General features: G+C 65.8%; 18 protein-coding genes and 1 other RNA gene. 15 read left to right on the forward strand and 4 right to left on the reverse strand.

The annotated features are described in order from the left end of the window. Positions 1-103: 103 nt before the first annotated feature. Positions 104-1,897 (reverse strand): hemagglutinin repeat-containing protein, encoded by a 1,794-nt coding sequence (locus A7D16_RS14940; RefSeq protein WP_445082127.1) that lies wholly within the window; start codon positions 1,895-1,897, stop codon positions 104-106. Between A7D16_RS14940 and A7D16_RS14945 the strand changes: the two genes are divergently transcribed. From A7D16_RS14945 to A7D16_RS15000, 11 genes are all read left to right on the forward strand, one after another. Continuing rightward, positions 1,832-2,479: a DUF799 domain-containing protein gene (locus tag A7D16_RS14945; protein ID WP_064634110.1), complete on the forward strand. Its 648-nt coding sequence runs from the start codon at positions 1,832-1,834 to the stop codon at positions 2,477-2,479. The two genes, A7D16_RS14940 and A7D16_RS14945, sit on opposite strands and share 66 nt — an antisense overlap. A gap of 588 nt (positions 2,480-3,067) precedes the next feature. Continuing rightward, a complete protein-coding gene (locus A7D16_RS14955; RefSeq protein ID WP_064634068.1) occupies positions 3,068-6,184 on the forward strand; it encodes a maltotransferase domain-containing protein in 3,117 nt (1,038 codons plus the stop codon). Further along, entirely contained in the window at positions 6,181-9,531 is a 3,351-nt protein-coding gene (gene treS, locus A7D16_RS14960; protein ID WP_064634070.1) for a maltose alpha-D-glucosyltransferase, read from the forward strand. Before A7D16_RS14955 ends, treS begins: the two co-directional genes overlap by 4 nt. A gap of 11 nt (positions 9,532-9,542) precedes the next feature. Continuing rightward, complete coding sequence (glgB, locus tag A7D16_RS14965) at positions 9,543-11,726, forward strand: 1,4-alpha-glucan branching protein GlgB (protein WP_064634072.1); 2,184 nt, start codon at positions 9,543-9,545, stop codon at positions 11,724-11,726. Between the two features lie 151 nt (positions 11,727-11,877). Then, positions 11,878-12,189, forward strand: a complete 312-nt coding sequence (locus tag A7D16_RS14970; protein ID WP_153043172.1) for a hypothetical protein — start codon at positions 11,878-11,880, stop codon at positions 12,187-12,189. Beyond that, positions 12,186-12,485 (forward strand): hypothetical protein, encoded by a 300-nt coding sequence (locus tag A7D16_RS14975; protein ID WP_064634076.1) that lies wholly within the window; start codon positions 12,186-12,188, stop codon positions 12,483-12,485. Before A7D16_RS14970 ends, A7D16_RS14975 begins: the two co-directional genes overlap by 4 nt. Continuing rightward, complete coding sequence (locus A7D16_RS14980) at positions 12,475-12,747, forward strand: hypothetical protein (RefSeq protein WP_064634079.1); 273 nt, start codon at positions 12,475-12,477, stop codon at positions 12,745-12,747. Before A7D16_RS14975 ends, A7D16_RS14980 begins: the two co-directional genes overlap by 11 nt. Next, the gene (locus A7D16_RS14985) at positions 12,744-14,297 is read left to right on the forward strand and encodes a PepSY-associated TM helix domain-containing protein (protein ID WP_064634081.1); all 1,554 of its coding nucleotides are present in this window, start codon (positions 12,744-12,746) and stop codon (positions 14,295-14,297) included. Before A7D16_RS14980 ends, A7D16_RS14985 begins: the two co-directional genes overlap by 4 nt. 60 nt (positions 14,298-14,357) lie before the next feature. Beyond that, positions 14,358-14,434: non-coding RNA, sX9 sRNA (locus tag A7D16_RS14990), on the forward strand. A 202-nt stretch (positions 14,435-14,636) separates the two neighbouring features. Continuing rightward, positions 14,637-15,101 carry a metallophosphoesterase family protein gene (locus A7D16_RS14995; protein ID WP_064634083.1) on the forward strand — a complete coding sequence of 155 codons (465 nt, stop codon included), beginning with the start codon at positions 14,637-14,639 and terminating at the stop codon, positions 15,099-15,101. A 67-nt stretch (positions 15,102-15,168) separates the two neighbouring features. Further along, the gene (locus tag A7D16_RS15000) at positions 15,169-16,317 is read left to right on the forward strand and encodes an aldo/keto reductase (protein WP_064634085.1); all 1,149 of its coding nucleotides are present in this window, start codon (positions 15,169-15,171) and stop codon (positions 16,315-16,317) included. A gap of 688 nt (positions 16,318-17,005) precedes the next feature. On the opposite strand, the gene A7D16_RS15005 is transcribed toward A7D16_RS15000, so the two are convergent. The 3 genes from A7D16_RS15005 to A7D16_RS15015 form a co-directional block, all read right to left on the reverse strand. Next, on the reverse strand, positions 17,006-17,992 hold the full coding sequence (locus A7D16_RS15005; protein ID WP_064634088.1) for a rhamnogalacturonan acetylesterase: 987 nt from the start codon (positions 17,990-17,992) through the stop codon (positions 17,006-17,008). A 165-nt stretch (positions 17,993-18,157) separates the two neighbouring features. Beyond that, a complete protein-coding gene (locus A7D16_RS15010) occupies positions 18,158-19,777 on the reverse strand; it encodes a carboxylesterase/lipase family protein (RefSeq protein WP_064634090.1) in 1,620 nt (539 codons plus the stop codon). Further along, positions 19,774-20,859, reverse strand: a complete 1,086-nt coding sequence (locus tag A7D16_RS15015; protein WP_064634092.1) for an alpha/beta hydrolase — start codon at positions 20,857-20,859, stop codon at positions 19,774-19,776. The genes A7D16_RS15010 and A7D16_RS15015 overlap by 4 nt, the downstream gene beginning before the upstream one ends. Before the next feature lie 139 nt (positions 20,860-20,998). Between A7D16_RS15015 and A7D16_RS15020 the strand changes: the two genes are divergently transcribed. The 4 genes from A7D16_RS15020 to A7D16_RS15035 are packed head-to-tail and all read left to right on the forward strand — an operon-like array spanning position 20,999 to position 24,670. Next, positions 20,999-21,820 (forward strand): 2-keto-4-pentenoate hydratase, encoded by an 822-nt coding sequence (locus A7D16_RS15020; RefSeq protein WP_064634095.1) that lies wholly within the window; start codon positions 20,999-21,001, stop codon positions 21,818-21,820. Positions 21,821-21,856: 36 nt separating this feature from the next. Continuing rightward, positions 21,857-22,855: a TRAP transporter substrate-binding protein gene (locus tag A7D16_RS15025; protein WP_064634097.1), complete on the forward strand. Its 999-nt coding sequence runs from the start codon at positions 21,857-21,859 to the stop codon at positions 22,853-22,855. 10 nt (positions 22,856-22,865) lie between these two features. Further along, positions 22,866-23,387: a TRAP transporter small permease gene (locus tag A7D16_RS15030; RefSeq protein WP_064634099.1), complete on the forward strand. Its 522-nt coding sequence runs from the start codon at positions 22,866-22,868 to the stop codon at positions 23,385-23,387. Then, positions 23,387-24,670: a TRAP transporter large permease gene (locus A7D16_RS15035; RefSeq protein ID WP_064507995.1), complete on the forward strand. Its 1,284-nt coding sequence runs from the start codon at positions 23,387-23,389 to the stop codon at positions 24,668-24,670. The genes A7D16_RS15030 and A7D16_RS15035 overlap by 1 nt, the downstream gene beginning before the upstream one ends. Positions 24,671-24,855: the final 185 nt, after the last annotated feature.

Raw genomic sequence — 24,855 nt, forward strand, 5'->3', positions numbered from 1 at the left:
CCGCTTTCGGCCTCACACAGAAAGCCGATGACCTGCTCGTCAGTAAAACGCTTCTTCACGTCCAATCTCCTTCGGGTAGGGAATTGGACTCCAAACTGCGGCGCTACTCAAAATCGGGGGGACGTCGTACCGCCGCTGTGCTGTTGATGTCGCGCCCGGCCTGCAAGGCCATGGCCTTGCCCGCGCCCACTTGCGCGGCCGTTAGATTCAGATCGTTGCCCGCTGCCAGCACCACGTCGCCTGCGCCCTGGATGGTCGTGCCGGCCTGGGTAGTCTCGCTACTGCGCTGGAAGTTGCGGTCGTTGGCGGTGGTATCGGTGCTGCGCGAGAGCGTCTGCGTGCCGACGTTGAGGTTATTGCCTGCCACCAGCTGGGTGACGCCATCAGTGCCGGCGTTGCGAATCTGCGCCGCCTGCAGGTTGACGTCGCGGCCAGCCACCACCGACAACACGCCGTTGCCGTTGGTGCCGGTGACATACAGGCCAGCCACGCGCTCGAGCTGGGTGGTGCTGTACTGGTGGAAGCCGCCGCCTTCGAGCGTCTCCACGGTGGAAGCCACCGTGACATCGCCGACCGCCTGCACGCTCAGCGCATCCACGGCGGTGACGGTGGCACCTGCGATGCGGATGTCGCTGGCAGAGCGCAGCCCCACCTGGTCGCCGCTGATGCTGCCGCCCAGGTGCTCGATGCGGCCGGCATCGATGGATACCAGCTGACGGCCGGCAATGGTGCCGGTGTTCTTCAAGCCACCGGCCAGGGTGACGTCGACGTTGGCACCGGCCAGCAAGGCACCGCCGGTTTCCAGATCGCCGGGGCGCAATCGCAGGTACACCTGCGGCACGAGCGCGGTGGTGGTGCTGCCATCGGGCAGGGTGACGGTCTGCTCCACCAGCCAGACGATGTCGCTGGTGAGCTGGGCCATCTGCGCGTCGGTCAGCGCTACGCCGGGGCGCAGATTCCATGCTTTGCCGATGGTGGCGCCGGCATCCAGCAACGCCTGGTATTGGGCTTCGTCGCTCTTGTAGCCTTCCAGAAAACGCCGGCCGGTGAGTTGGCCGATCTGCTCGCGCACCAGCTTCTGCTCGTAATAGCCATCGCCCAGGCGTTCTTGCAGGCTATCTGCGGAGTAGCCCATCTGGTTGAGCAGATAGTCCGAGCCCAACCAGCTGCGGTAGTCGGTGAACTGCGGGTCGGTTTCGACCAGATAGTTGCCTGCAGACGGTCTCACCGTAAACAGGCTGCCGGTGGGCGCACGCGTATCGGGCGTGCCCATGACAATTCGATCTGGCGAGCCGCCGACCGCAGTGACCACGCGCGCGCCGCTGACCGGCCCGCTGCCGCCCACGTTGCCAACGGCACCGGCACTGCCACCGCTGGCCGCTTGCGTGACCGCCGCAAGTGCGCGATCGGCAGCATTGGCCGACACGCTGCCCGGACCACGCACAGTGCCGTTACCGGAGCCGCCCGGCGCTGTCTGCGGCCCCTGCAGGTTGAAGTTGGCGACCGCTGCGCCGTTCTGGACGTTGGGCGCGTGGCGCCCCTGATTGAGGTTGCTCAGGTCGCCGACATCGATGCTCAGCGTGCCGCCACTGGTGATCGCGCCACCCACCTGGCCGATCTGCTCGGAGATGGACGGGTTGCTCCAACTGCGCGTGGTGCCGTTATAGGCCGTGGTGACGTTGCTGAAGCTGTGGGTGCGGAACAACGTGTAGGCGAGGTTGGTGACATCGGCATTGCGGGTGAGCCCGCTGATGCCCAGGTCTCCGCCGGCGGCGATGCGGGCGTATTCGTTACGCAAGGCGTCGGTGCCAATGCGCATTGCGCCACCTGCATGGATCACTGCTTCAGGGCCCGCGCCCGGCTGCAATACGTCTTCGACCACAGTGCGCGTGGCCATGCGCGCGATTACACTGCGTACAAGGCAAGCAAACCACGCTCGATTCTCGTGCTGCCTCCGGTGAGCAATGCGCCTGACGTAGATGCGAGCTTGAGTGTGCTGTCGGTGACCACGTTACCGCTCGCTGAGGCCGGCTACTATGTGATGCCGGTGGCACCGGTATACGAGACGTTCAAGCAGAACGGCATTACCGTGGCCGATGACGCGCAGAATGTCGCTCCCGAGAAATTGCGTGAAATCTTCGGCGCAGATGCGGCGCTGTATATCACCGTCGACAAGTACGGCTCGGTGTATCAGGTGATCAATAGCGTGGTGATCGTGTCTGCCAAAGCGAAGTTGGTTGACCTGCGTAGCGGAACGACTCTGTGGCAGGGTCAGGCACAGGCATCGAGTGGCGAAAATCAGAACAGTGGTGGTGGCTTGATTGGAATGCTGGTCACGGCAGCGGTGAACCAAGTGATCAATCAGGTGACTGATCGGAGCCATGAGATTGGCAATGTAGCAAGCCAGCGTCTGCTTTCGACAGGGCATCCTTGTGGGCTGTTGTACGGCCCGTATAATCCGAAGTACGGCACGGATTGACCCGTGTGAGCGCGCTGCCGCGACCGCGCGGCAGCGCGTCGCTCTGCGAGCGCTTAGTGATCGTGGCGCAAACGCATTGAAGCGGCCACTGCAGTGGTCGCTCTACAGCAACGTAGTTCTACTCATACTGTCGCTTATATGTAGCTTCAGGCGACCCACTTGGCCTTTGCGGCTACGGCCACTGCGCCATCGTATCCAGTCACTTGTCTTCCGGCACCAGGTTGCGACGCAAGCTGGTGGATTCGCGTGCGTCAGTGTCCGGGGTCCACAGCCGCGCTTGTTTGATTTTCGTCAATTCGACCGACACATGAAATTCGCAGTGGGGATGCTTGACTGCATGGGTCAAGAATCGTTGCGGAGTTGCGCATGAGTGCAGTCATGGTAGGCAGGGTCGACCAGGCGTTGAGCGGGCGGGCAGCAATGCGGCAGGCGGCGGCGCAGCATGCGTCGCTGCTGCTCGCATCGGTCCGAGCGGGCGGAGGGCCGGCGTGTTGGCAGCAAGCGCTTGCAGCGGCATGGAGCGGCATGTGCCGCGTGGCGTCCACCTTGATGGTGCGTTCGCGCGCCGTTGCCTGCTGAGGGGCGGTCATGCGGATCTGTGTACTCAATGAAACGACACCGAGCGCCACCGGGCTGGAGCTGCGCTGCGTAGCGGCGCGTGAGGCCGGGTGCGATTACGTGGTGATGGCTGCGCCGTTCGAGCGTGATGCGGATGGCCGGCTGATCGAGCCGGCCGCTGCTGCCGATGCGCAGCACGGCCCGTTGCGTGAGGCGGCGCAGGCCGGGCATCGCGCCGGGGTCAAGCTGCTGATTGATCTGCGGCTGGATGAAGTGGGCGGGGCCAGCGCGGTGGTACGCGAAAACCCGCAATGGTTCCGCGCACGCAGTACGGCGGTGCCGGACCCGCGTCAGCCGCGCGCCACGCCGGAAGTGGCCGAGGCGCGCTTCAGCTATGCGCAAGAGGGCGCTGCGCTGGTGGAGTGGTGGAGCGCACGCTTGCTGGAGTGGGCCGGGCAAGGTGTGGCCGGGTTCCGTCTATTGCAGCCGCAGCAGGTGCCGGCGCAACGTTGGCGCGAGTTGATCGCCCGCGTGCATGCGCAGGTGCCGGAAGTGGTGTTTGCGGCGTGGACGCCCGGGCTGGGGCTGGAGGCGTTGCAACAGCTGTCCGGTGCCGGCTTCGATGCGGCGTTCTCGTCGCTGGCATGGTGGGATGGCCGCGGCAGCTGGTTCTTCGATGAAGACACCGCGCTGCGTGCATTGGCCTCGCAGGTGATTGCCGTGCTGGATGCACCGGACGGCAAGCGTGCCGCCGCGCCCGACCAGCACTGGCAGCTGGCGCTGGCCCTGGGTGGCGCGTGGTTGCTGGACGATGCGCACCTGGCCGCGTTGCCGCTATCGATTCGCGCTACCGATGGTTTGCCCACCAGCAACGCGGGCATGCGGTTGCGGCCGCTGCTGCGCGAAGCCACCGGCCTGACCGCGGTGGCAGTGGAGCCGCTGGGCGGCTTGCCCTCCTTGTTATTGATCAATGGCGATACGCGGCATGTGGTACCGGTGCCGGCATCGGATCTGTTGCGCTTGCTCGGCGAAGCCGAAGCGCTGGTGGCCGAAGACGGCCGTACTTTGTCCGGCGCAACGCTCGACGCGCTGGAGCCGGGCGAGGTGCGCGTGTATCGCAGCGTGCCGGCGCGCCACGTGCTGGCGGTGCCGCGTATGCGCCCGCGTGCACAGACTGCCGCCACCTGGCCGCGGGTCTGCATCGAATCGGTGACACCGTCGGTGGACAACGGCCGTTTCCCGGTCAAGCGCACGGTGGGCGACCGTATCTGTGTGGAAGCCGATGCGTTCTGCGACGGGCACGACCGCATCGCGGTAGCGGTGCTGTGGCGCCCGGCCGATGCCAAGACCTGGGCCAGCGCACCGATGCGTGCACTGGGCAACGACCGCTGGCGTGCGGAATTCCCGCTGGAGCGCATCGGCACCTATGAGTTCCGCGTGGAAGGCTGGCGCGACGTATTCGCCACCTTGCATGCGGACCTGGAAAAGAAGCGCGCGGCCAACACGGTGCTGCCGGTGGACGTGCAGGAAGCCGTCGCCGTGGTGCAGGCCGCGCATGCGCGTAGCAGTGGCGCGCTGGCCGAGCGCCTGCAGGCGGTGCTTACCCGTATCGGCGCGCAGAGCGAGCCCTTGCAGCAGTTGGCCATTGTGCTGGAGCCGGACACCGCGCAGGCCATGGCGCTGGCCGACGACAAGCCGTTCCGCTCCGAAACGCCGGTGACCTACCGGGTGGAGTCGGAGCGCCGCGCGGCGCACTTTGCCAGCTGGTACGAATTGTTCCCGCGTTCGCAAAGCGGCGACCCGCAGCGGCACGGCACCTTCGACGATGTGATCAAGCGGCTGGCGCACATCCGCGCGATGAACTTCGATGTGCTGTACATGCCGCCGATCCACCCGATCGGCTTGAACAACCGCAAGGGCCGCAACAACTCGGTCACCGCAGTCGAGGGCGAACCGGGCAGCCCGTATGCGATTGGTGCCAGCGATGGCGGGCACACCGAGGTGCATGCCGAACTCGGCGGGCTGGACGGGTTTCGTCGCCTGATCCAGGCCGCGCGTGCGCACGGGCTGGAAGTGGCATTGGATTTCGCAATCCAGTGCGCGCCCGACCATCCGTGGTTGAAGGACCACAAGGACTGGTTCACCTGGCGCGCGGATGGGTCCATCCCGTATGCGGAGAACCCGCCGAAGAAATACCAGGACATCGTCAACGTCGATTTCTACGCCAGCGGTGCGGTGCCGGACCTGTGGAACACGCTGCGCGATGCGGTGCTGTTCTGGGTCAACGAAGGCGTCACGCTGTTCCGCGTGGACAACCCGCACACCAAGCCGTTCCCGTTCTGGGAATGGTTGATTGCCGATATCCGCGGGCGCCGGCCGGACGTGGTGTTTTTGTCGGAGGCGTTCACCCGTCCGAAGATGATGTACCGGCTGGCCAAGTGCGGCTTTTCGCAGTCCTACACCTACTTCACCTGGCGCAACCACAAGCACGAGCTGCAGGAGTACGTGGAAGAGTTGAACGACGGCGTGCCGCGCGAATGCTTCCGCCCGCATTTCTTCGTCAACACACCGGACATCAACCCCACGTTCCTGCAACACAGCGGGCGCAACGGGCACCTGATCCGTGCCGCGCTGGCGACCACCTTGTCCGGTCTGTGGGGCATGTACCAAGGCTTCGAATTGTGCGAAGCCACGCCGCTGGCGCCGGGCAAGGAAGAGTATCTGGACTCGGAAAAATTCCAGCTGCGCGCGTGGCCCGAGCGTGCGCCCGGCGACATCGTCGATGAGATCACCCGCTTCAATCAGCTGCGCCGCATGCATCCGGAGCTGCAGTCGCACCTGGGCACGCGCTTCTACCAGGCGCACAACGATCAGGTGCTGTACTTCGGCAAGTTCCTGGATGCCGGTTACCTCTCGCGCAGCCGCAGCATGGTGCTGGTGGCGGTCAATCTGGACCCGCATGCCGGGCAGGATGCGGATATCGAAATCCCGTTGTGGGAGCTGGGCCTGCCCGATCACGCCACCGTTGCGGTGGAAGATCTGTGGGACGGGCATCGGTTCGAGTGGCAAGGCAAATACCAACACATCCGTCTAGAAGCAACGCGACCGTTCGCGTTATGGCGCATCCGCGCAGGAGAGGTCGCATGAATGCAGTTCCCGCTTTACAAGCCGATGCAGAACAGTCGGCAGTTGTCGCCGACCAGCTCTGGTACAAGGACGCCATCATCTATCAGGTGCACGTCAAGTCGTTTTTCGACTCCAACGACGATGGCATCGGCGATTTTCCGGGGTTGATCTCCAAGCTGGACTACATCGCCGAACTGGGCGTAGATACCATCTGGTTGCTGCCGTTCTACCCAAGCCCGCGCCGCGATGACGGCTACGACATCGCCGAATACATGGCGGTGCACCCGGACTACGGCAGCATCGAGGATTTCGAACAGCTGGTGGCGCAAGCGCATGCACGCGGCATCCGTATCGTCACCGAGCTGGTGATCAACCACACCTCCGACCAGCACCCGTGGTTCCAGCGTGCACGCAATGCGCCAGCGGGTTCGCCCGAGCGCGACTTCTATGTGTGGTCGGACACCGACCAGGAATACGAAGGCACGCGCATCATCTTCTGCGACACCGAAAAGTCCAACTGGACCTGGGACCCGGTGGCCGGGCAGTACTTCTGGCACCGCTTCTACTCGCATCAGCCGGACCTGAACTTCGACAACCCCGCGGTGCTGGAAGCGGTGCTGGAAGTGATGCGCTTCTGGCTGGACCGCGGTGTGGATGGCCTGCGTCTGGATGCGGTGCCGTACCTGATCGAGCGCTCTGGCACCTCGAATGAGAACCTGCCGGAAACCCACGCGATCCTGCGCAAGATCCGCGCCACGCTGGATGCCGAGTACCCGGACCGCATGCTGCTGGCCGAGGCCAACATGTGGCCGGAAGATACCCAGCAGTACTTCGGCCAGAACGCCGACGAATGCCATATGGCGTTCCACTTCCCGCTGATGCCGCGCATGTACATGGCCATCGCGCGCGAAGACCGCTTCCCCATCACCGACATCATGCGCCAGACCCCGGAGATTCCGGAGAGCTGCCAGTGGGCGATCTTCCTGCGCAACCACGACGAGTTGACGTTGGAAATGGTCACCGATTCGGAGCGCGATTATCTGTGGCAAACCTATGCCGCCGACCGCCGCGCGCGCATCAATCTGGGCATCCGCCGCCGCCTGGCACCGTTGCTGGAACGCGACCGTCGCCGCATCGAGTTGATGACCTCGTTGCTGCTGACCATGCCCGGCACGCCGGTGCTGTATTACGGCGATGAAATCGGCATGGGCGACAACATCCATCTGGGTGACCGCGATGGCGTGCGCACGCCGATGCAGTGGTCGATCGACCGCAACGGTGGCTTCTCGCGCGCCGACCCCGCGCAGCTGGTGCTGCCGCCGGTGATGGACCCGCTGTACGGATTCCAGGCAGTGAATGTGGAGGCGCAGATCCGCGACCAGCATTCGCTGCTCACCTGGACCCGCCGCGTGCTCAGCGTGCGCAAGCGCTACCAGGCGTTCGGGCGCGGCAGCCTGCGCTTCCTGTACCCGGGCAACCGCCGCATGCTGGCCTACCTGCGCTGCTATCAGGACGAGACCGTGCTGTGCGTGGCCAACCTGTCGCACACGCTGCAGGCGGTGGAGCTGGACCTGTCCGAGTTCGAAGGCCGCGTGCCGGTGGACATCATCGGCGGCGGCAGCTTCCCGCCGATCGGCCGGCTGACCTACCTGCTCACGGTGCCGCCGTTCGGTTTCTACGCGTTCCAGCTGGTGAGCGAAGGCACCTTGCCGGATTGGCATGTGCCCAGCCCGGTGCCGTTGCCGGATTACCGCACGCTGGTGCTGCGCAGCGACACCGACGAGGCCGCCGCGCTGTTGCCGCATCTGCCCACGCTGGAAGCCGAGATCCTGCCGGCCTGGTTGTCGGCGCGGCGCTGGTTCTCGGCCAAGGACCAGGCGCTGCGTAGCGTGCGCATCGCGCGTCGCACACCGTTGCCGGGCGATGAGCCGATGAGCCTGCTGGAACTGGACGCGGAGCTGGAAGACGGCCGCCACGAGCGCTACATGCTGCCGATCGGCATCGTGTGGGAGCGCGACCACCCCAGCACGCTGGCCGAGCAGCTGGCGTTGGCGCGCGTGCGCCAGGGCCGTGAGGTGGGCTATCTCACCGATGCGTTTGCGCTCAAGCCGATGGTACGTGGCGTGATCGATGCGCTGCGCAGCAATGCGGTGCTGGACGTACGCGATGGCGACGATGCCGCGCAGCAGGGCCAGGTGCGCTTCGAAGCGACGCCTGCACTGGCCAGGCTGGAGATCCCTACCGACCCGGACATCCGCTGGTTGTCGGCCGAACAGAGCAACAGCTCGCTGGTGGTGGCCGACAAGGCGGTGTTCAAGCTGCTGCGGCATGTGGCCGACGGGGCAAACCCGGAGATCGAGATCGGCCGTCGCCTGACCGAGATGGGCTACGCCAATGCTGCGCCGTTGCTGGGCAGCGTCAGCCGGATCGATGCGCAGGGCACCGTTACCACCATCGCCTTGTTGCAGGGCTTCATCCGCAACCAGGGCGATGCCTGGCGCTGGACGCTGGATCATCTGGCGCGCAGCTTCGACGAATACGCCACTGCGCAAACCGACGAAGCACGCGCCGAAGCCATTGCCGGGTACGACGCCTTCGCTGCGGTGGTCGGCAAGCGCCTGGCCGAGCTGCATGAAGCCTTGTCGCGTGCCAGCGACGATGCCGACTTTGCCCCGCAGCGCATCGACCTGCCCGCCGCCAACGATGTGGTGGCCGGCGTGGCGCGGCAGGTCGAAGAGATGTGGGACACGGTCAATACGCGGCTGGCAGGCACCGACGACGCCATCGAGCGCGAGGCGCTGGAAGCGGTGCTGGCGCAGCGCCCGCAACTGGACAGCCTGTTGGCCAAGGCGCCCAGCGTGCTGGCCGATTCGCTGCTGACCCGCGTGCATGGCGACTTCCACCTGGGCCAGATCCTGGTGGCCTTCGACGATGTGGTGTTGATCGACTTCGAAGGCGAGCCGGCCAAACCGCTGGCCGAACGCCGCGCCAAGGCCAGCCCGCTACGCGATGTAGCCGGCTTCCTGCGCTCGCTCGATTACGCCAGCGAAGTCTCGGCACGTGGCGAAGAGGGCACGGCTGCGCGTGCAGGCGTCGGTGTGGACACGCATCTGGACGAATTCCTGGTGCAGTTCCGCCGCCGCTCCACGCAAGCCTTCCTGGACGCTTACCATGCCGTCCTCGACGCCAGCGCCCACCCGTGGATTGCGCCGGCGGCGTTCAACGCGGCCACCTTGCTGTTCCTGGTGGAGAAGGCCTGTTACGAAGTGCGTTACGAAGCGGCCAATCGCCCAGGCTGGTTGATGGTGCCGATCGAAGGCTTGCGACGCATCCTGCAACGTGCACGTGCCGGTGCAGGAGACACATGATGAGTGGAGTAATGACAGCAGTGACCAATCGATGGGACCCCGGCGTGGTACGCGCGCTGGCCGAATCACGCCACGGCGATGCCTTCGCCGTCTTGGGCGCGCATCCGACCGAGACCGGGCGCGTGTTGCGCACCTATCTGCCGGGCGCCAACCAGGTAAGCGCCGTGCTCGACGACGGCCAGACGATCGCCCTGGAGGCCGGCCCGGAGCCGGGCCTGTTTGCCGGCGACTTGCCGGCGCAGGGCGGCTACCGGCTGCGCATCGGCTGGCCCGGTGGCAAGCAGGAAACCGCAGACCCTTACGCATTCGGCCCGCAGCTCAGCGACTTCGACCTGCACCTGATCAGCGAAGGCCACCATCTGCAGCTGGCCGACGCGCTGGGCGCCAATGTGGTCGAGGTGGATGGCGTGCGCGGCACGCGCTTTGCGGTGTGGGCGCCCAATGCCTCGCGCGTGGCGGTGGTGGGCGACTTCAATAGCTGGGATGCGCGCCGCCACCCGATGCGGCTGCGGCATCAGTCCGGCGTATGGGAGCTGTTCGTACCCGACGTTGGCCCCGGTGCGCACTACAAGTACCAGCTGCGCGGCCCGCATGGGCACGAATTGCCGGCCAAGGCCGACCCGGTGGCGCGGCGCGCCGAACTGGCGCCCGGCACCGCCTCGATCGTGGCCGACCCGGCGCCGTTCCAGTGGAGCGACGATGGCTGGATGGCCACGCGTGCGCGCCGCCAGGCACACGACGCACCGATGAGCATCTACGAGATCCACGCCGGTTCCTGGCTGCGCGAAGAAGGCGTGGACCTGGACTGGGACGGCCTGGCGGATCGGCTGATTCCATACGTGGCCGATATGGGCTTCACCCATGTCGAATTGATGCCGGTGACCGAGCATCCGTTCGGCGGCTCGTGGGGCTATCAACCGCTGGGTCTGTTCGCGCCCACCGCGCGTTTCGGCTCGCCGGACGGCTTTGCCCGCTTCGTCGACCGTTGTCACCGCGAAGGCATCGGCGTGCTGGTGGATTGGGTGCCGGCGCACTTTCCCACCGACGCGCATGGCCTGGCGCATTTCGACGGCACTGCGCTGTACGAACACGCCGACCCGCGCGAAGGCTTCCACCGCGACTGGAACACCTTGATCTACAACCATGGCCGCCGCGAGGTGTCCGGCTTTTTGATCGCCAGTGCGATGGAGTTCTTGCAGCGTTACCACGTGGACGGGCTGCGCGTGGATGCGGTGGCTTCGATGCTGTACCGCGATTACAGCCGCAATGCCGGCGAGTGGGTGCCCAACATCCATGGCGGGCGCGAAAACTACGAAACCATCGCCTTCCTGCGCCGGCTCAACGAAGTGGTGCGCGAGCACACACCGGGCGCGGTGATGATTGCCGAAGAATCCACCGCATTCCCCGGTGTCACCGCCGATGTGGCGCACGGTGGCCTGGGCTTCCACTACAAGTGGAACATGGGCTGGATGCACGACACCTTGCACTACGCGGGGCTGGACCCGATCTATCGCCGCTACCACCACGGCGAGCTGACTTTCAGCATGGTCTATGCGTATTCGGAGCGCTTCGTGCTGCCGATTTCGCACGATGAAGTGGTGCACGGCAAGGGTTCCTTGCTGGGCCGCATGCCAGGCGACGAGTGGCAGCGCTTTGCCAACCTGCGCGCGTATCTGGGCTACATGTTCACGCACCCGGGGCGAAAGTTGCTGTTCATGGGCTGCGAGTTCGGCCAGCCCACCGAGTGGAACCACGACGCCAGCATTCCGTGGCACCTGTTCGACGACCCGCGCCACCGCGGGGTACAGACCCTGGTGCGCGATCTCAACCGGTTGTACGCGGAATATCCCGCGCTGCATGCGCACGACGACGACCCGGCCGGGTTTGCCTGGGTGGTGGGCGACGATGCCGCCAATAGCGTGCTGGCGTTCCTGCGCAAGGGCAAACGCGGCGATGCACCGTTACTGGTGGTCATCAACTTCACCCCGGTGGTGCAGCACGGCTACCGCATCGGCGTGCCGCAAGGCGGCCAGTGGCGTGAGGTGTTCAACAGCGACGCCGGCATCTACGGCGGTGCGAACCTGGGCAATGGCGGCATCGTGACGGCAGAGCAGCAGTCCATGCATGGCCATGCGCAATCGCTGCCATTGCTGTTGCCGCCGCTTGGCGCCATCGTGCTGACGCCGCACGGCTGATGCGTCACGCACACCGCCGGACAGCTGGTCCGGCGGTGTGCCACCTGTTAGATTGCGCGCCGTAGAGTGGCCAACACAACGTAGCCAGTGTCCGCCTTGCGGGCGTGCAACGGTTTGTTAGCTCATCTTGGAGTGGTCGACACTGCTGTGCATGCCTACCGTGCAGCGCCGCAGGATTGCCTACCGCTTCTTTCAGGCGGCCCGGGGAGGGCTGCCGGGCACAGCCGCCGCCATGCCTTCCGTCGATCCTCTTGCGGGAGTGGTGTGCGTGGGCGTTTTGATCGCTGTGATTGCTTTTCCGCTGCTTGCGGCCGTTCGCTGCGTTTTGGGCGTGCATGGCCGTGCGCAAGCAGGTGTGTGGGCGGTGGTGGTGCCGCTGCACGCGAGGGCGCAACCTCGCCGCGCGCGCTGTGCGCAGCGTGGTGCGCTGCCTTCGCTCACCTCGATGCAGGCTGGCGCATGAGCGTGCTGATGACCGCATTCTATCTGCTTGCCGCTGCCGCCTCGGCCTTGGCGTTTTATCTGGCAACCACGCATCAACGTCTGCTGCTGCAGCGACGCCCGTCGGCGCGCGTGCTGCGCGCCGGTGGCTGCATGGTGTTGGCGTTATCGCTGGCCTGCGCCATGCATGCGCTGGGCGTGTGGGCCGGCATCTTTGCCGCAGTGACGGCGCTGATGCTGGCGGCAGTGGCGCTGCCGGTGCTGGATGTCTGGCGGCAGGTGCGCGTGCAACGCAGGCAGGCACGCCATGTGGGCTAGATGGTTGAGTGCGGTGGTGCTGGGCCTGCCGCTTGCGGTGGGCGTGGTTGGGCTGTGCGCCTTGCTGCTGCCGGGGCCGCAACAGCGCTACACCCTGGCGTGGTTGCTGCTGATGTTTCCGGTCTGGATCGGTGCGATGGCGTTGCCGTTCGTGTTCCGGCGGGCATCGCATGCCTGGAGCATGCTCGGCGGGCTGACGCTGCTGTGCTACCTCGCACTCGCCGCCATCAAGGCCCTGGGCTGGACGGAGCTGAGCACATGAACGCATCGACCTTGCGCGCGTTTCTGTCCGTGCACAGCTGGATGGGGTTGCTGGCCGGCATGGCCTTGTTCATTGCCTTCTATGCCGGTGCCATCACCGTGTTCACGCATCAGCTCAGCGAGTGGCAGAGTGCGCCGGCGGTTGCCACGAAGGCGCCTGCCAACCCGGTCGCTGCGGCGCAGTCCTTGCTGGACACGGTCATCGCCACGCACCCGCAGGTGGCCGAATCGTTTTTGCTGCTGTTGCCGGGCGAACACGGGCCGATTGCGCGGGTGTATTGGTATGGCGCGCAGGCCGATGCCAGCGGCGGTATGCGCCAGTATCAGGCGGGGCCCGATGGCGGCCTGCTGGAGTTGCCGCAGCGCGTGGGCTTTGCGGATTTTCTCTACGACCTGCACTTCACCGCCGGTCTGCCGCGCGTGGTTGGCACCTATCTGTTCGGGGTGGTGAGCGTGTTGTACGGGCTGGCGTTGGTCAGCGGCGTGGTGCTGTACGCGCCGGTGTTTTTCAAAGACCTGTTCGCGCTGCGCGTGGGCACCAACCTCAAGCGGCTGTGGCAGGACGCGCACAATCTGGTGGGCATGCTGTCGCTGCCATTCCATGTGATCTTTGCCTGGTCCGGCGCGGTGCTGTGCCTGGGCGTGCTGCTGCTGGCGCCGTTCCAGTTCCTGGTGTTCGACGGCAAGCTGATGCAGATCCTGGAGCCGGATTTCGAACTGGCACCGCATGTAGCGCCGGCCAAGCGTGCAGCGCCGTTGCTGCCGGTGGCGGTCCTGTTGGACAAGGCAGTGACAGCCAGCCCCGGCTTCGTGCCGGAAAGCCTGGCCTATCACGATGCCGGCGATGCCCATGCGCGGGTGGAAGTCTACGGCCATCACGACCAGCGCCGGCTCAACACCTTGGGCGGCGTGGCACTGGATGCCAGCACCGGGCAGGTGCTGCGCGTGCTGGAGCCGGCCACGATGTCGCCCGGCACCGCTGCGTTGCGCGGGTTACAGGCGCTGCATTTCGGCAACTTCGGGCATGTGGCGGTGCAGTGGCTGTACTTCCTGCTCGGCCTCGGCGGCGCGTTCCTGTTCTACAGCGGCAACCTGTTGTGGGTCGAAACCCGGCGCAAGCGCCGCGCCATGGCGCAGCCGCGTCGCACGCATGCGATGGCGCGGCTCACCGTCGGTGTCTGCCTGGGCAGTGTGGCCGGCATCTCGGCGCTGTTTATCGCTGCGCGGTACCTGCCGCAGGGCCAGGAGCGCTACGTCTATTACGCAGTGTTCGCCGCAACGCTGCTGTGGGCCCTGGTCCGCCCCACCGCACGCGGTGCGTATGAGGTCTTGCTGGCCTGCGCTGTGTTGACGGCGCTGATTCCGCTGGCCAGCTGCGTTGGCGCACATGGCGCAACCGCGCCGTGGCAGAGTGCGAGCGTGCTCGGTGTCGATCTGATCGCATTGCTGATGGCCTGGGCGTACTGGCGCATGGCGGCTGCGAGCAAACGCCGTGGCATGCAGGGCGATCCCAACAGCGTGTGGGCATGGCCGGCGCGCGGGGTCGCTTAGCAGCGGCGAACAGATGACTGCGTTCACCGCCAGGCGCGCGCGGTCGCTGCCCGATGCGGCATGCACCACGCGTACGCAGTGGTTCTAAGCGCGCCGCCCGCACCCATCTGACGGCCGCTCGCTACGTTTTTTTCTCACTCTACGCTGCGGGTGATTGCCGGTGCAGGCATGTAGTAGTGAACGCCGCAGGTGACTGCTGGTGCAGGCGTGTAGCAGTGAACATAGTAGTACCTGCACGGCGTTGAGCTGCAACGTGCCGACCTCTGCACGCGCTGGCCTCACGTCCGGCGCACTTGCAGTGCGTAGCATGCGCAGCTTCTGTCTGCGCAAGAGGACGCCATGCCCGCCGGCACACGCATCGGCCTGATCTCCGACACCCACGGGTTGTTGCGACCCGAAGCAGTGGCCGCGCTCGTGGGAAGCGATGCGATCATCCATGCCGGCGATGTCGGCAAGCCGGAGATTCTCGCCGCGTTGCAGGCGCTGGCGCCGCTGCATGTGATTGCCGGCAATATCGACAACAAGCCCTGGGCAGCAGGCTTGCCGCAGACGCTGGATGTGCTGATTGGTGGCGTACGCATCCATGTGCTGCACGATCTGAAAACGTTGGCGCCGGGCGTTGCAGCAGACGTGGTCATCAGCGGGCATTCGCACAAGCCGGCGATCCAGACACGCGATGGCGTGTTGTACGTCAATCCCGGCAGCGCCGGGCCACGTCGCTTCAGTCTGCCGATCAGCGTGGCCACGCTGTGGCTGGGCGATGGCGCGCCACGCGCACAGGTGCATCCGCTAGCACTGGGCTGAGTTCGCTGACCTGGCATGCACACGCGCGGGGCCATCCTCGTGGGCCACGTTGTTGCAAGGAATCCCGATGAATACACGTCGCCAATTTCTTTCCGCGGCCGCTGCGGGCACTGCGGCATTGGCCGCTGCACCGCTGCTGGCACACGCTTCTGCGCCTGGCAGTGTGATGCCGACGCGTGGGAAAATCGCTGCGAACGCATTGCCGACCAATCCCGTCGTCAAGGGCGCACGTTACCGGCCGCGCAGTCGCCTGGGCTTTGGCGGCGTGGCGATCGGCAATGGCTTTGCGCCCACCAGCGACGCACAAAGCGAGCAGACGCTCGCAGCGGTGTGGGAGTCGGGGGTGCGTTATTTCGATACCTCGCCATGGTACGGGCTGGGCTTGTCGGAGCGGCGCACCGGCCATCATCTGCACAATCACGCGGCCGACGATTACGTGGTGTCGACCAAGGTCGGGCGCTTGCTCACCGCCACCGACAAGCCGCCCAAGACGATGTGGGTGCAGCCCTCGCCATTCGACTATCGCTACGACTACAGCGCTGCCGGTGTGCGGCGTTCGATCGAAGACAGCCTGCAGCGTCTGGGCGTGTCGCAAATCGACATCGCCTATATCCACGACCTGTCGCCGGAGAACGAAAAAGACCTGGGCATGCCATGGGAGCAGCGTTTTGCCGAAGCGGTGAAGGGCGCGATGCCGGAGCTGACCAAGATGCGCAAGGAGGGCCTGATCAAGGCCTGGGGCTTTGGCGTCAATCGCCCGGAGCCTGCGTTGCGCGCAATCGAAGAGGCCGACCCGGATATCTTCCTGCTGGCCTGCCAGTACTCGCTGCTCGATCATGCGCAGGCCTTGCATGACACCTTCCCGAAGATCGCAAAACACGGCGCCTCGGTGGTGGTGGGTGCGCCCTTGCTGGCTGGGTATCTGGCCGGCCGCGAGCGTTATCTGTACGACGGCACGGTGCCGGAATGGGCACCGGTCAAGCGGCAGAAAGCGCTGGCCGTTTGCGAGCGGCATGGCATGGATCTACGCACCGTATCGCTGCAATTTGCTGCTGCTCCGCAGGTCGTGTCGTCGGTGATTCCTGGCGCGCGCACGGCCGAGCAGGCGCACGCCAATGCGGCATCGATGCGGGTGGCGATTCCTGCAGCGGTGTGGGAAGAACTCAAGCGCGAAGGCGTGATCGAGGCGGATGCGCCGGTGCCTGTTGCACGTTGAAGGATGGCGCTTGGAGCGGCTAATCAAACATCAGCGTGGCCGCTGGGCCGGCGCGGTCGGTGTTTGGTGCTTATGCGGCATGTGCCACTTGAGCACTGCAGCTCCCGCACCGCGCGCGTGCTCATCTGACGATGCTCGCTATGTTTTGTTAGAAGCGCTTTCTTGAGGTGGCGGTTGACTGATGGGGTGCGCTTGGTCGTGGTGTAGGGCTTTGGTGCAGGGCGGATGTGATGGCTGCGATGGCATTCGCTGCAGCCATGACTGCGGCGGCGGCTGTTTGCGCACGTGCGTGCAGGCTCATAAGTGTGGACCACCAGGCTTCGCCCGTACCCTCATCCGCCCCTTCGGGGCACCTTCTCCCGGTGGGAGAAGGAAGTGTAGTGAGGCTGCGCTTTGTTGGACGCATCCCTGGCGCGCCGCCAAAGATGTGGGGCGTCGCTTTAAAGCCCCTCTCCCTACGGGGCAACAAGTCACGGCTTGCGCGCCAATGGCGCGCGTGCATTGGAGCGCCCGCGCCGCGAGCGCGGGCCGGGGCGCGAAGCGGGGGTTGGGGTAGAGTACGGAACAAGCGACCACTTCCCCCGTAAGCAGTTGATTGCGCCAACCCCGCGCTGCACGTGTGGGAACGACTGCAGCGTCATTGCGCGCGGCAAGCTCCCGAGTGCCAGGCGCAGTTGCCGTCAACGCATCACGGAATCAACAGCGGCCGCAAAGCAGGCACTTGTCTTGCCAACTCGTCGGCGACGATCGCCGCAAAGATATCCGCGCCCTCGGGGCCAAGATGGGTGTAGTCGAACGCAAGTCTGGCCTGGCCCATCGGTTCTGCACTGGCATTGTCCTGTGCAGTGGCAACCGCGCCAGCTGCAGTCACGCTGGTGTTCTCAGGCGTTTTCGACGATGACGATGACGATGACGACGGCAGCGTCTGCGCCGGCGTCTTGCCGATGGTGGTACCCGATTGCGCAGCGATCACCTGCTGCGGATCTGCCGGGCGCTGCGCAAGCCGCATTGCCAGCACCGGCCCCATGCCCTGCACCAATGCACGGCTGCGCGCGTGCAGATCGACCACCGGCACCTGCAACTCGTGTGCGACCGCACGTGTGGCCTGCGCCCATGGGGCCAGGTCGTCCAGCAGTTGGCCGCGCTCGAACCGCCGCCGCGTCAATGGCGTCACCAGCACCGGAACCGCGCCTGCGGCACGCGCTTCGGCCACATAGCGACGCAGGTTGGCCGGGAACTCTGTTGCCAGGTCGGTGGAGCGCCCCGGTTTGCCGGGCTGGTCGTTATGGCCGAACTGGATCAATACCACCACCTGCCGGTAACCGCCGCTACGCAACTCCTTCAGCGCGATGTCCCACGACCCTTCCGCACGATAGTTGGAGGTACTGCGCCCGCCGCGCGCCAGATTGAGGCAACTCAGAAACGAGGTCACATGCTGCGCGCAGAAACTCGGCCCCCAGCCACCTTGCACGGCGGTGGTGGAATCGCCGACCAGCACGATCTTGCTGGCGGCCAACACGGGTGGCGGGGCCGGCGCGTTGCTGGTTGAGGTGCTGGCGGTGGGTGCCCCGGACACGAGCGAAGTCTCGACGAGCGCGGTGGCATCGGCGAATGGAAGGCATGCGACTGCCAGCGCAGCCAGCAGCAGCGATGGGAGTGCGAAGCGATGACGCATGGATGACCTCAGGATCGAATCAACACGGCTGCGTGATCGCAGCCAGCGCGTGGCCAATGCGTCAAGCGGCATGTGGCGCTCAGCCCCTGCCATTGCGTGCAGGCGTTCCGAACGCGGATGGCGACTGCCTTCGACGCTTTGGTTGTGGCTCAACAAAACACGCATTCAGAACGTGCCGCGTTGAATGAAGGGCGCTTGCTGATACAGGCGTCGCTCGCCACCGCGCGGATCGTGTTCCAACCGGCTCGGCGTATCGAATACCAGCGTTTCGCGCCGCTGCAGCGAATACGGCTGCCAGCGCGGCGCACCACGACGATTGGGGGCGCCATGGCGTGCAAACGCGATCAGCGCACCGCTCATTTGCTCGGCCATGCGCTGCGCATCGATGCTGTCGCCGGTGCGCGAACCAGGTTGGCGCACGTTATCGAACACCAGCGGAATATCCAGCGTGTGGAAGGCGCCGAACTTGCCGCCTTCCAGCGGCGAGCCCCAATCCAGTTGATAGACCCAGGTGGGCGCGCCCTGACGCGCACGCGCTTCGGCTTCTTCGACCGCACCGCGCCACGAGCGGCCGGCCGTGGTGGCGGCAAAGAACACCTGCGAAGGCGAGTACTGCGGATACAGCCGCCGGTATTCGGCAATCACCACCTGCGGCAACAGGTCCACGTACTGCTGCGCTTCCAGCTTGGCCGGCAACGCGTCCCAGCTCAGCGCAAAGTTGTTTGCATCGTTGCCGAGAAAGCCGCGCGTCTCATCGCGGGTGTTGCCGATCACCATCGGAATGCGCGCCGATTGCAGCGGCGCGGTGGGCCAGAACGGATGCACCGGCACGTTGCGCGCATCCAGCACCGGGCCGAAATACAGCGCGCTGTTTTCCACCCGCGACGGGTCGCGCACCTGTGCGGCGGCCAGCAGGTCCGCCGCCGGCACAGTGCGCAGCCGCGCCAGATCGCCTGGCGCAATCTTCAATGCGTCCAGCAACAGCTGCGCGCGCTGGGTGGCCGCGCGCGGGCCGGCCACGGTGACCTGCTGCCCGCTCATGGTCCAGGCGCGATGGAACAGCCCGCGCGCGGCCGGCATCGCCATCAGCGTGGCGATCTTGGCGCCGCCGCCGGATTGCCCAAACACCGTGACGTTGCCGGCATCGCCACCGAATTCGACTGCATGCTGGCGCACCCACTGCAAGGCCTGGATCAGGTCCAACTGGCCGGCATTGCCGGAGTCGGCGAAGCTGGCATCGCCCAATTGCGCCAGCGACAGATAGCCGAACAGGTTGAGCCGGTGATTGACCGTGATCACCACCACATCGCCGCGCGTGCACAGCCGCACGCCGTCGTAGAGCGGGTCGCTGCCGGAGCCGGTGGTGTAGCCGCCGCCGTGGATATAGAACAGCACCGGCCGCTTGCCGCCATCGCGCAGGCCGGGCGTCCACACGTTGAGGAACAGGCAGTCCTCGCTGGTGGGCTCGCTGGCTTTGAGTTGTGGCGCAGCCGCACCGAAATGGCTGGCATCGCGCACGTCCTGCCACGGCGTTTCCTGCAGCGGCGCCTGGAAGCGCCGCACCGCGGTATCGCCGCCATACGGGATGCCCTTGAATACGCAGATGCCCTGGTCGCGGTAGCCGCGCACCGCACCGCCACGCACGCGTGCCAGTGGCGCGCTGTCGTTGCGTTGGGGTGGCAGTGCGGCGGCAGCGACGCCCGGCAGCGTTGCCGCCGCAGTGGCGAGCAGCCCGCCGCGCAGCAGCGTGCGGCGTCGCGCGTCCGGCGCGGTTTGCGCCGTCATCGCGCGGCATCCTTCGACGCTGCAGATGCAGATGCAGATGCCGGTGCAGATGTGGATGTCTGCGTCTTGACGACATGCGCAATCCACGCCTGCGCCAGTTGCGGCCATACGGCCACGGTGAGGCCGGTGCCGCTGGCCGTGCCGAAGCCGTGGCCGCCCTGCGGAAACACATGCAGTTCGCTGGGTACCCCGGCGCGCAGCAGGGCGTCGTGCATCAGCAGGCTGTTGCGTACCGACACCACGGTGTCGTCCTGCGCATGCAGCAGAAAAGTGGGCGGCATGCGTGCCTCCACGTGCAACTGCGGCGAGTACGCACGCACCTGCGCCGCGCTCGGAGCGCTGCCGATCAGGCGTTCGCGCGAGCCCCTGTGTGCGCTGGCAATGTCCATATCGATGACCGGATAGATCAACAGCTGGAAATCCGGCCGCGCGCTCAGCGCATCGGCCGCATCCACCGGTGGATACACCTGCGCGGCGTAGCGCGTGCCCAGGCTGGCGGCGACATGGCCGCCGGCCGAAAAGCCCATCGCCCCCACGCGCTGCGTATCGATGCCGTAGCGCGCCGCGTTGGCGCGGATCAGCCGCAACGCACGTTGCGCATCGGCCAGCGGCACGTCGGCGCCGTTCGGGTGGCCCTCGCCCGGTAGCCGGTAGCGCAGTACGAATACGGTGATGCCGGCGGCGTCGACGAAGCCGGGCACCAGGTCGCTGCCTTCGTTGTCCAGCACGATGCGCTGGTAACCACCGCCGGGGGTGACCAGCAGCGCGGTGCCATTGGGCCGCTTGGGCCGGTAGACCACCAGATAGGGCTGGCTGATGTGCTGGATGTAGCGGTCCGGGTGCGCCGGGTCGCCGCTGCGGTCGACAATGCGTTGCGACTGCGGCAGGGCGGTGTCCCCCGGTGCCAATGGCGTCGGCCACAGGGCGATCCGGCTGGCCTGTTCGGCTGCGGTGTCGGCGCTGGGCCGCTCGGCGGCCGGTGCCGGGCCGGCCAGCAACGTTCCCAGCACGATCACCGCCAGGCCGCGCCACGCGGCGCTCGAAAACGCCGTCAAAACGCGCGTTGGGCGTGTCTGTTTCATTCACCTCTCCCAGGGCCACTTCGTTACGGCGGCCACAATTGCCGCACTGCACATTGCCAATGACACCGGTTTACCATATACAGCACACCGTGCCGCTGTCGATTGGCAGTGCAACAAAACACCTATCGGGGAGACACCCTTGAGCAACGACGCCGCCACTTCGCCATCGTCCACATCCACGCTGTCCGACATCGCCCAGCGCTTTGTGGAGGCACGCCGTGCAGGGGCCTCGCTTCCCGACTTTCCCGGGCAAATCCCCGACGATCTGGTCACTGCGTACCAGGTGCAGGACATCGCCATTAGCCAGTGGCACGACCACGTGGTCGGCTGGAAGGTAGGTTATATCGCCGCCGAGCGCCGCGATGCCTCCGGCGACGAGCGTCTGCTCGGCCCGATCTTCTCTCAGAAGCTCTGGAATGCTACCGGTGGAACAACCGAGTTCCCGATCTATGTCGGCGGCTTTGGTGCAGTGGAAGCCGAGTACGTACTGCGTCTGGAGGCCGATGCACCCAGCGGCAAGGCGCATTACACCGCCGACGAGGCCGCCGCATTGCCGGCAAGGTTATTCATCGGCGTGGAAATCGCCAGCAGCCCCTTGGCCACCATCAACAAGCTGGGTCCGCGGGTGGTGGTTTCCGACTTCGGCAACAACAACGGCCTGATTCTGGGGCCGGAAGTGACCAACTGGCTGGGCCGCGAGGAGACTGCGCTGACCGCCGAAACGCTGATCGACGACCAGGTGGTCGGCACCGGCGGTGCCACCACGCTACCGGGCGGATTGCGCGCGGCCTACGCATTTGCGCTCAGCCGTTCGGCCCAGCGCGGGCGTCCGCTCAAGCGCGGTGATCTCATTGCCACGGGCAATGCCACCGGTATCCATGACATCGAAGTGGGGCAGCGTGCCCTGATTCGCTTCGCCGGCATCGGCGACATTTCCTGTACAGCTGTGTCCGCTGCCTGATTCGGACCCAGTGACCAGACGCTTGGGAGGGCGCCAATGATCACACGCAGACATTTCCTCGGTGCCGGGCTTGGCGCCGCCGCTGCCGCACCCTGGTTGGGTGCCGGCGCCACCACGCCGATTCCCGGTGGGCAGCTGCTCACCGCCACCGACGTGCACGTCGGCGACTACCCCACCGTGGAAGCGGTGCGGTGGTTCGGCAAACAGCTCGAGGCGCGCACCAACGGCCGGCTCAAGCTGCGCCAGTACCACTCCGGCCAGCTGGGCCGCGAGTCCGAGGCGATCGACATGGCGCGCTTTGGCGCCATCGACATCACCCGCGTGTATTCGGGCGCGTTGAACAACACCTTTCCGCTCACCCAGGCGCTGTGCCTGCCGTACGTGTTCGACTCGGTGCCGCATCTGCGCCGCGTCATCGACGGCCATGTCGGCGACAGCATCCTGCGCAGCTTCGAACAGCGCGATCTGGTGGGCTTGGCGATCTATGACTCCGGTGCGCGCTGCTTCTACAACACCAAGCATCCGCTGCACCGCCCGGAAGATCTCAAGGGCCTGAAGCTACGCGTGGCTTCGTCGGACATCTTTCTCAAGCTGATGCGGATGCTGGGCGCCAACCCCACCCCGATGTCGCTGGGTGAGACGTTTTCGGCGATGGAAACGCACATGATCGACGGTGCGGAAAACAATATGCGCAGCTTCCAGTCCAGCCGCCATTTCGAAGCCGCGCATTACTGGTCGCAGAGCGAGCATTCCTACGCGCCGGACATCCTGGTGATGTCGCGGCAGAGCTTCGAATCGCTGAGCCCGGCCGATCGCGGCCTGGTGGTGGAACTGGCGCGCGCCTCGGTGGCGGTGATGCGCAACTTGTGGGATGCGTCCGAGACGGTCGCGCGCAAGCAGGTGATCGACTACGGCGTGAAGCTCAACCAGGTCGACATGCCGGCGTTCCGCGCCGCCGCCGCCCCACTGCTGGCCGAATACCGCAAGCAGCCGGAGATCGAAGCGCTGTACCGCCGCATCCGCGATTTTGCATAGAGGTATCCCGATGACCGAACCCGAGACTCTCGCCGTCCCGGTCGCGCCGTTGCAGCGCGCGCTGGACCGCGTTTCCGATATTGCCGTTGGCGTGGCATCGCTGGCACTGCTGGGCCTGGTGGTCGTGCAGGGCTGGCAGGTGTTCACCCGCTACGTGCTCAACGACTCGCCCAGCTGGACCGAGCCGGTGACGCTGTTGCTGCTGAGTACCGCGCTGAGCCTGGGCGCCGCCGCCGGTGTGCACACCAATCGCCACTTTGGCTTCTACCTGCTGGGCGAACACGTGCCGCCGCTGGTGCGCAAGATATTCGACCTGATCCGTCCGCTGATGATCATGGCCATCGGTGCCGTGCTGGCGTGGTGGAGCGCGGCGCTGCTGGTCGATGGGCTGGACATCAAGATGGCCGGCGCGCAGATGCCGCAGAGCATCAACTACCTGCCGCTGTCGATCGGCGGTGCGCTGATGGTGCTGTTTGCCTTGTTCAAGTTGTGGCGTGTGCTGCGCCCGATCCACACCGGAGGAGTGCGCTGATGGGCATCGCCATGTTGTTGGGAACCTTCGTGGTGCTGCTGCTGATCGGCGTGCCGGTGGCCTACGCCTTGGGTGCGGCTGCACTGGCCACGCTGCTGTATTTGGACCTGCCCACGGTGGTGCTGGTGCAGCAGATTTCCGCCGGTAGCGGCTCGGCGTCGTTGATTGCGATCCCGCTGTTCATCTTTGCCGGCGAGTTGATGTTGCGCGGCGGCATTTCCGAACGCTTGATCGCGTTGGCGTCCTCGTTGGTGGGGCGCGTGCGTGGCGGCCTGGGTCAGGTCAGCGTGCTGTCGTCGTTGTTCTTTGGCGGTGTGTCCGGTTCTGCCATCGCCGACGTCTCGGCGGTGGGCGGCACCATGATTCCGCAGATGATCAAGCGCGGTTACGACCGCGACTACGCGGTCAACGTGAGCATGACCGCCGCACTGGTGGCCTTGCTGGTGCCGCCCTCGCATAACCTGATCCTGTTTTCGGCCGCGGCCGGCGGCGGCCTGTCGATTGCCGATCTGTTCGCGGCCGGCATCGTGCCCGCGTTGTTGATGACCGCGGCGATGATGGTCACCGGCTATGCGGTGGCGCGCCATCGTGGCTACGGCACCGAGCCGTTCCCGGGCTGGCGTGCGGTGGCCTTGCGCCTGTTCGGTGCGTTGCCGGGCCTGGGCCTGGTGGCGTTGATCTTCATCGGTATCCGCGCCGGCATTTTCACCGCGGTGGAGAGTGCGGCGATCGCAGTGGTGTATGCGTTGATCGTCACCGCGCTGCTGTATCGCCAGCTGCGTTGGGCCGAGTTCTTTGCCGCCGTCACGCATGCCGCGCGCACCACCGGCGTGATCCTGTTCGTGATCGCCACCGCGGCGGTGTTCGGTTGGTTGCTGGCGTATCTGCAGGTGCCCGCGGCCGCGGTGAAGTTCCTGCAGGCCATTGCCGACAGCAAGAACACCGTGTTGCTGATGATCGTGGTGATGCTGCTGTTGCTGGGCATGTTCATGGACCTGGCACCGAAAATCCTGATCTGCACGCCGATCTTCCTGCCGGTGGTCAAGGCCTATGGCATCGACCCGATCCACTTCGGTCTGGTGATGGTGCTGGCCGGCGGTATCGGCCTGATCACCCCGCCGATCGGCTCGGTGCTGTTCATCGGCACCTCGATCGGGCAGATCACCGTTGCCCAGAGCATGCGCACCATCTGGCCGTTCTGGCTGGCGGCGCTGTGCGTACTGCTGATCGTGGCGTTTTTCCCGGAGCTGTCGTTGTGGCTGCCACGCGCGCTGCGCGCGTGAGGCCATGACGCACTGAGCGATCGGGTGCCTGGTGGACGGGCGTGATCGATACGGCAGGTGATGCCGCACCGATCCCTCGCTTGCCGGGCGCGTGCAACGCCTTGCCGAAGGTGCAGGACGTTGCTGCTGGCGGGAGGTTTCCGCCTCATTCGGTTAACCGGTGGCATTGCCCGCTGGCAACCGTA

This window comes from Xanthomonas nasturtii (assembly GCF_001660815.1).
Lineage (GTDB): Bacteria > Pseudomonadota > Gammaproteobacteria > Xanthomonadales > Xanthomonadaceae > Xanthomonas > Xanthomonas nasturtii.

Bases quoted from the DNA above. Each gene is read 5' to 3' on its own strand.
- A7D16_RS14945 (WP_064634110.1), top strand. From the start codon at position 1,832: ATGGATCACTGCTTCAGGGCCCGCGCCCGGCTGCAATACGTCTTCGAC.
- A7D16_RS14940 (WP_445082127.1), bottom strand. From the start codon at position 1,897: ATGGCCACGCGCACTGTGGTCGAAGACGTATTGCAGCCGGGCGCGGGC.
- A7D16_RS14955 (WP_064634068.1), top strand. From the start codon at position 3,068: ATGCGGATCTGTGTACTCAATGAAACGACACCGAGCGCCACCGGGCTG.
- treS (WP_064634070.1), top strand. From the start codon at position 6,181: ATGAATGCAGTTCCCGCTTTACAAGCCGATGCAGAACAGTCGGCAGTT.
- glgB (WP_064634072.1), top strand. From the start codon at position 9,543: ATGACAGCAGTGACCAATCGATGGGACCCCGGCGTGGTACGCGCGCTG.
- A7D16_RS14970 (WP_153043172.1), top strand. From the start codon at position 11,878: ATGCCTACCGTGCAGCGCCGCAGGATTGCCTACCGCTTCTTTCAGGCG.
- A7D16_RS14975 (WP_064634076.1), top strand. From the start codon at position 12,186: ATGAGCGTGCTGATGACCGCATTCTATCTGCTTGCCGCTGCCGCCTCG.
- A7D16_RS14980 (WP_064634079.1), top strand. From the start codon at position 12,475: ATGTGGGCTAGATGGTTGAGTGCGGTGGTGCTGGGCCTGCCGCTTGCG.
- A7D16_RS14985 (WP_064634081.1), top strand. From the start codon at position 12,744: ATGAACGCATCGACCTTGCGCGCGTTTCTGTCCGTGCACAGCTGGATG.
- A7D16_RS14995 (WP_064634083.1), top strand. From the start codon at position 14,637: ATGCCCGCCGGCACACGCATCGGCCTGATCTCCGACACCCACGGGTTG.
- A7D16_RS15000 (WP_064634085.1), top strand. From the start codon at position 15,169: ATGAATACACGTCGCCAATTTCTTTCCGCGGCCGCTGCGGGCACTGCG.
- A7D16_RS15005 (WP_064634088.1), bottom strand. From the start codon at position 17,992: ATGCGTCATCGCTTCGCACTCCCATCGCTGCTGCTGGCTGCGCTGGCA.
- A7D16_RS15010 (WP_064634090.1), bottom strand. From the start codon at position 19,777: ATGACGGCGCAAACCGCGCCGGACGCGCGACGCCGCACGCTGCTGCGC.
- A7D16_RS15015 (WP_064634092.1), bottom strand. From the start codon at position 20,859: ATGAAACAGACACGCCCAACGCGCGTTTTGACGGCGTTTTCGAGCGCC.
- A7D16_RS15025 (WP_064634097.1), top strand. From the start codon at position 21,857: ATGATCACACGCAGACATTTCCTCGGTGCCGGGCTTGGCGCCGCCGCT.
- A7D16_RS15030 (WP_064634099.1), top strand. From the start codon at position 22,866: ATGACCGAACCCGAGACTCTCGCCGTCCCGGTCGCGCCGTTGCAGCGC.
- A7D16_RS15035 (WP_064507995.1), top strand. From the start codon at position 23,387: ATGGGCATCGCCATGTTGTTGGGAACCTTCGTGGTGCTGCTGCTGATC.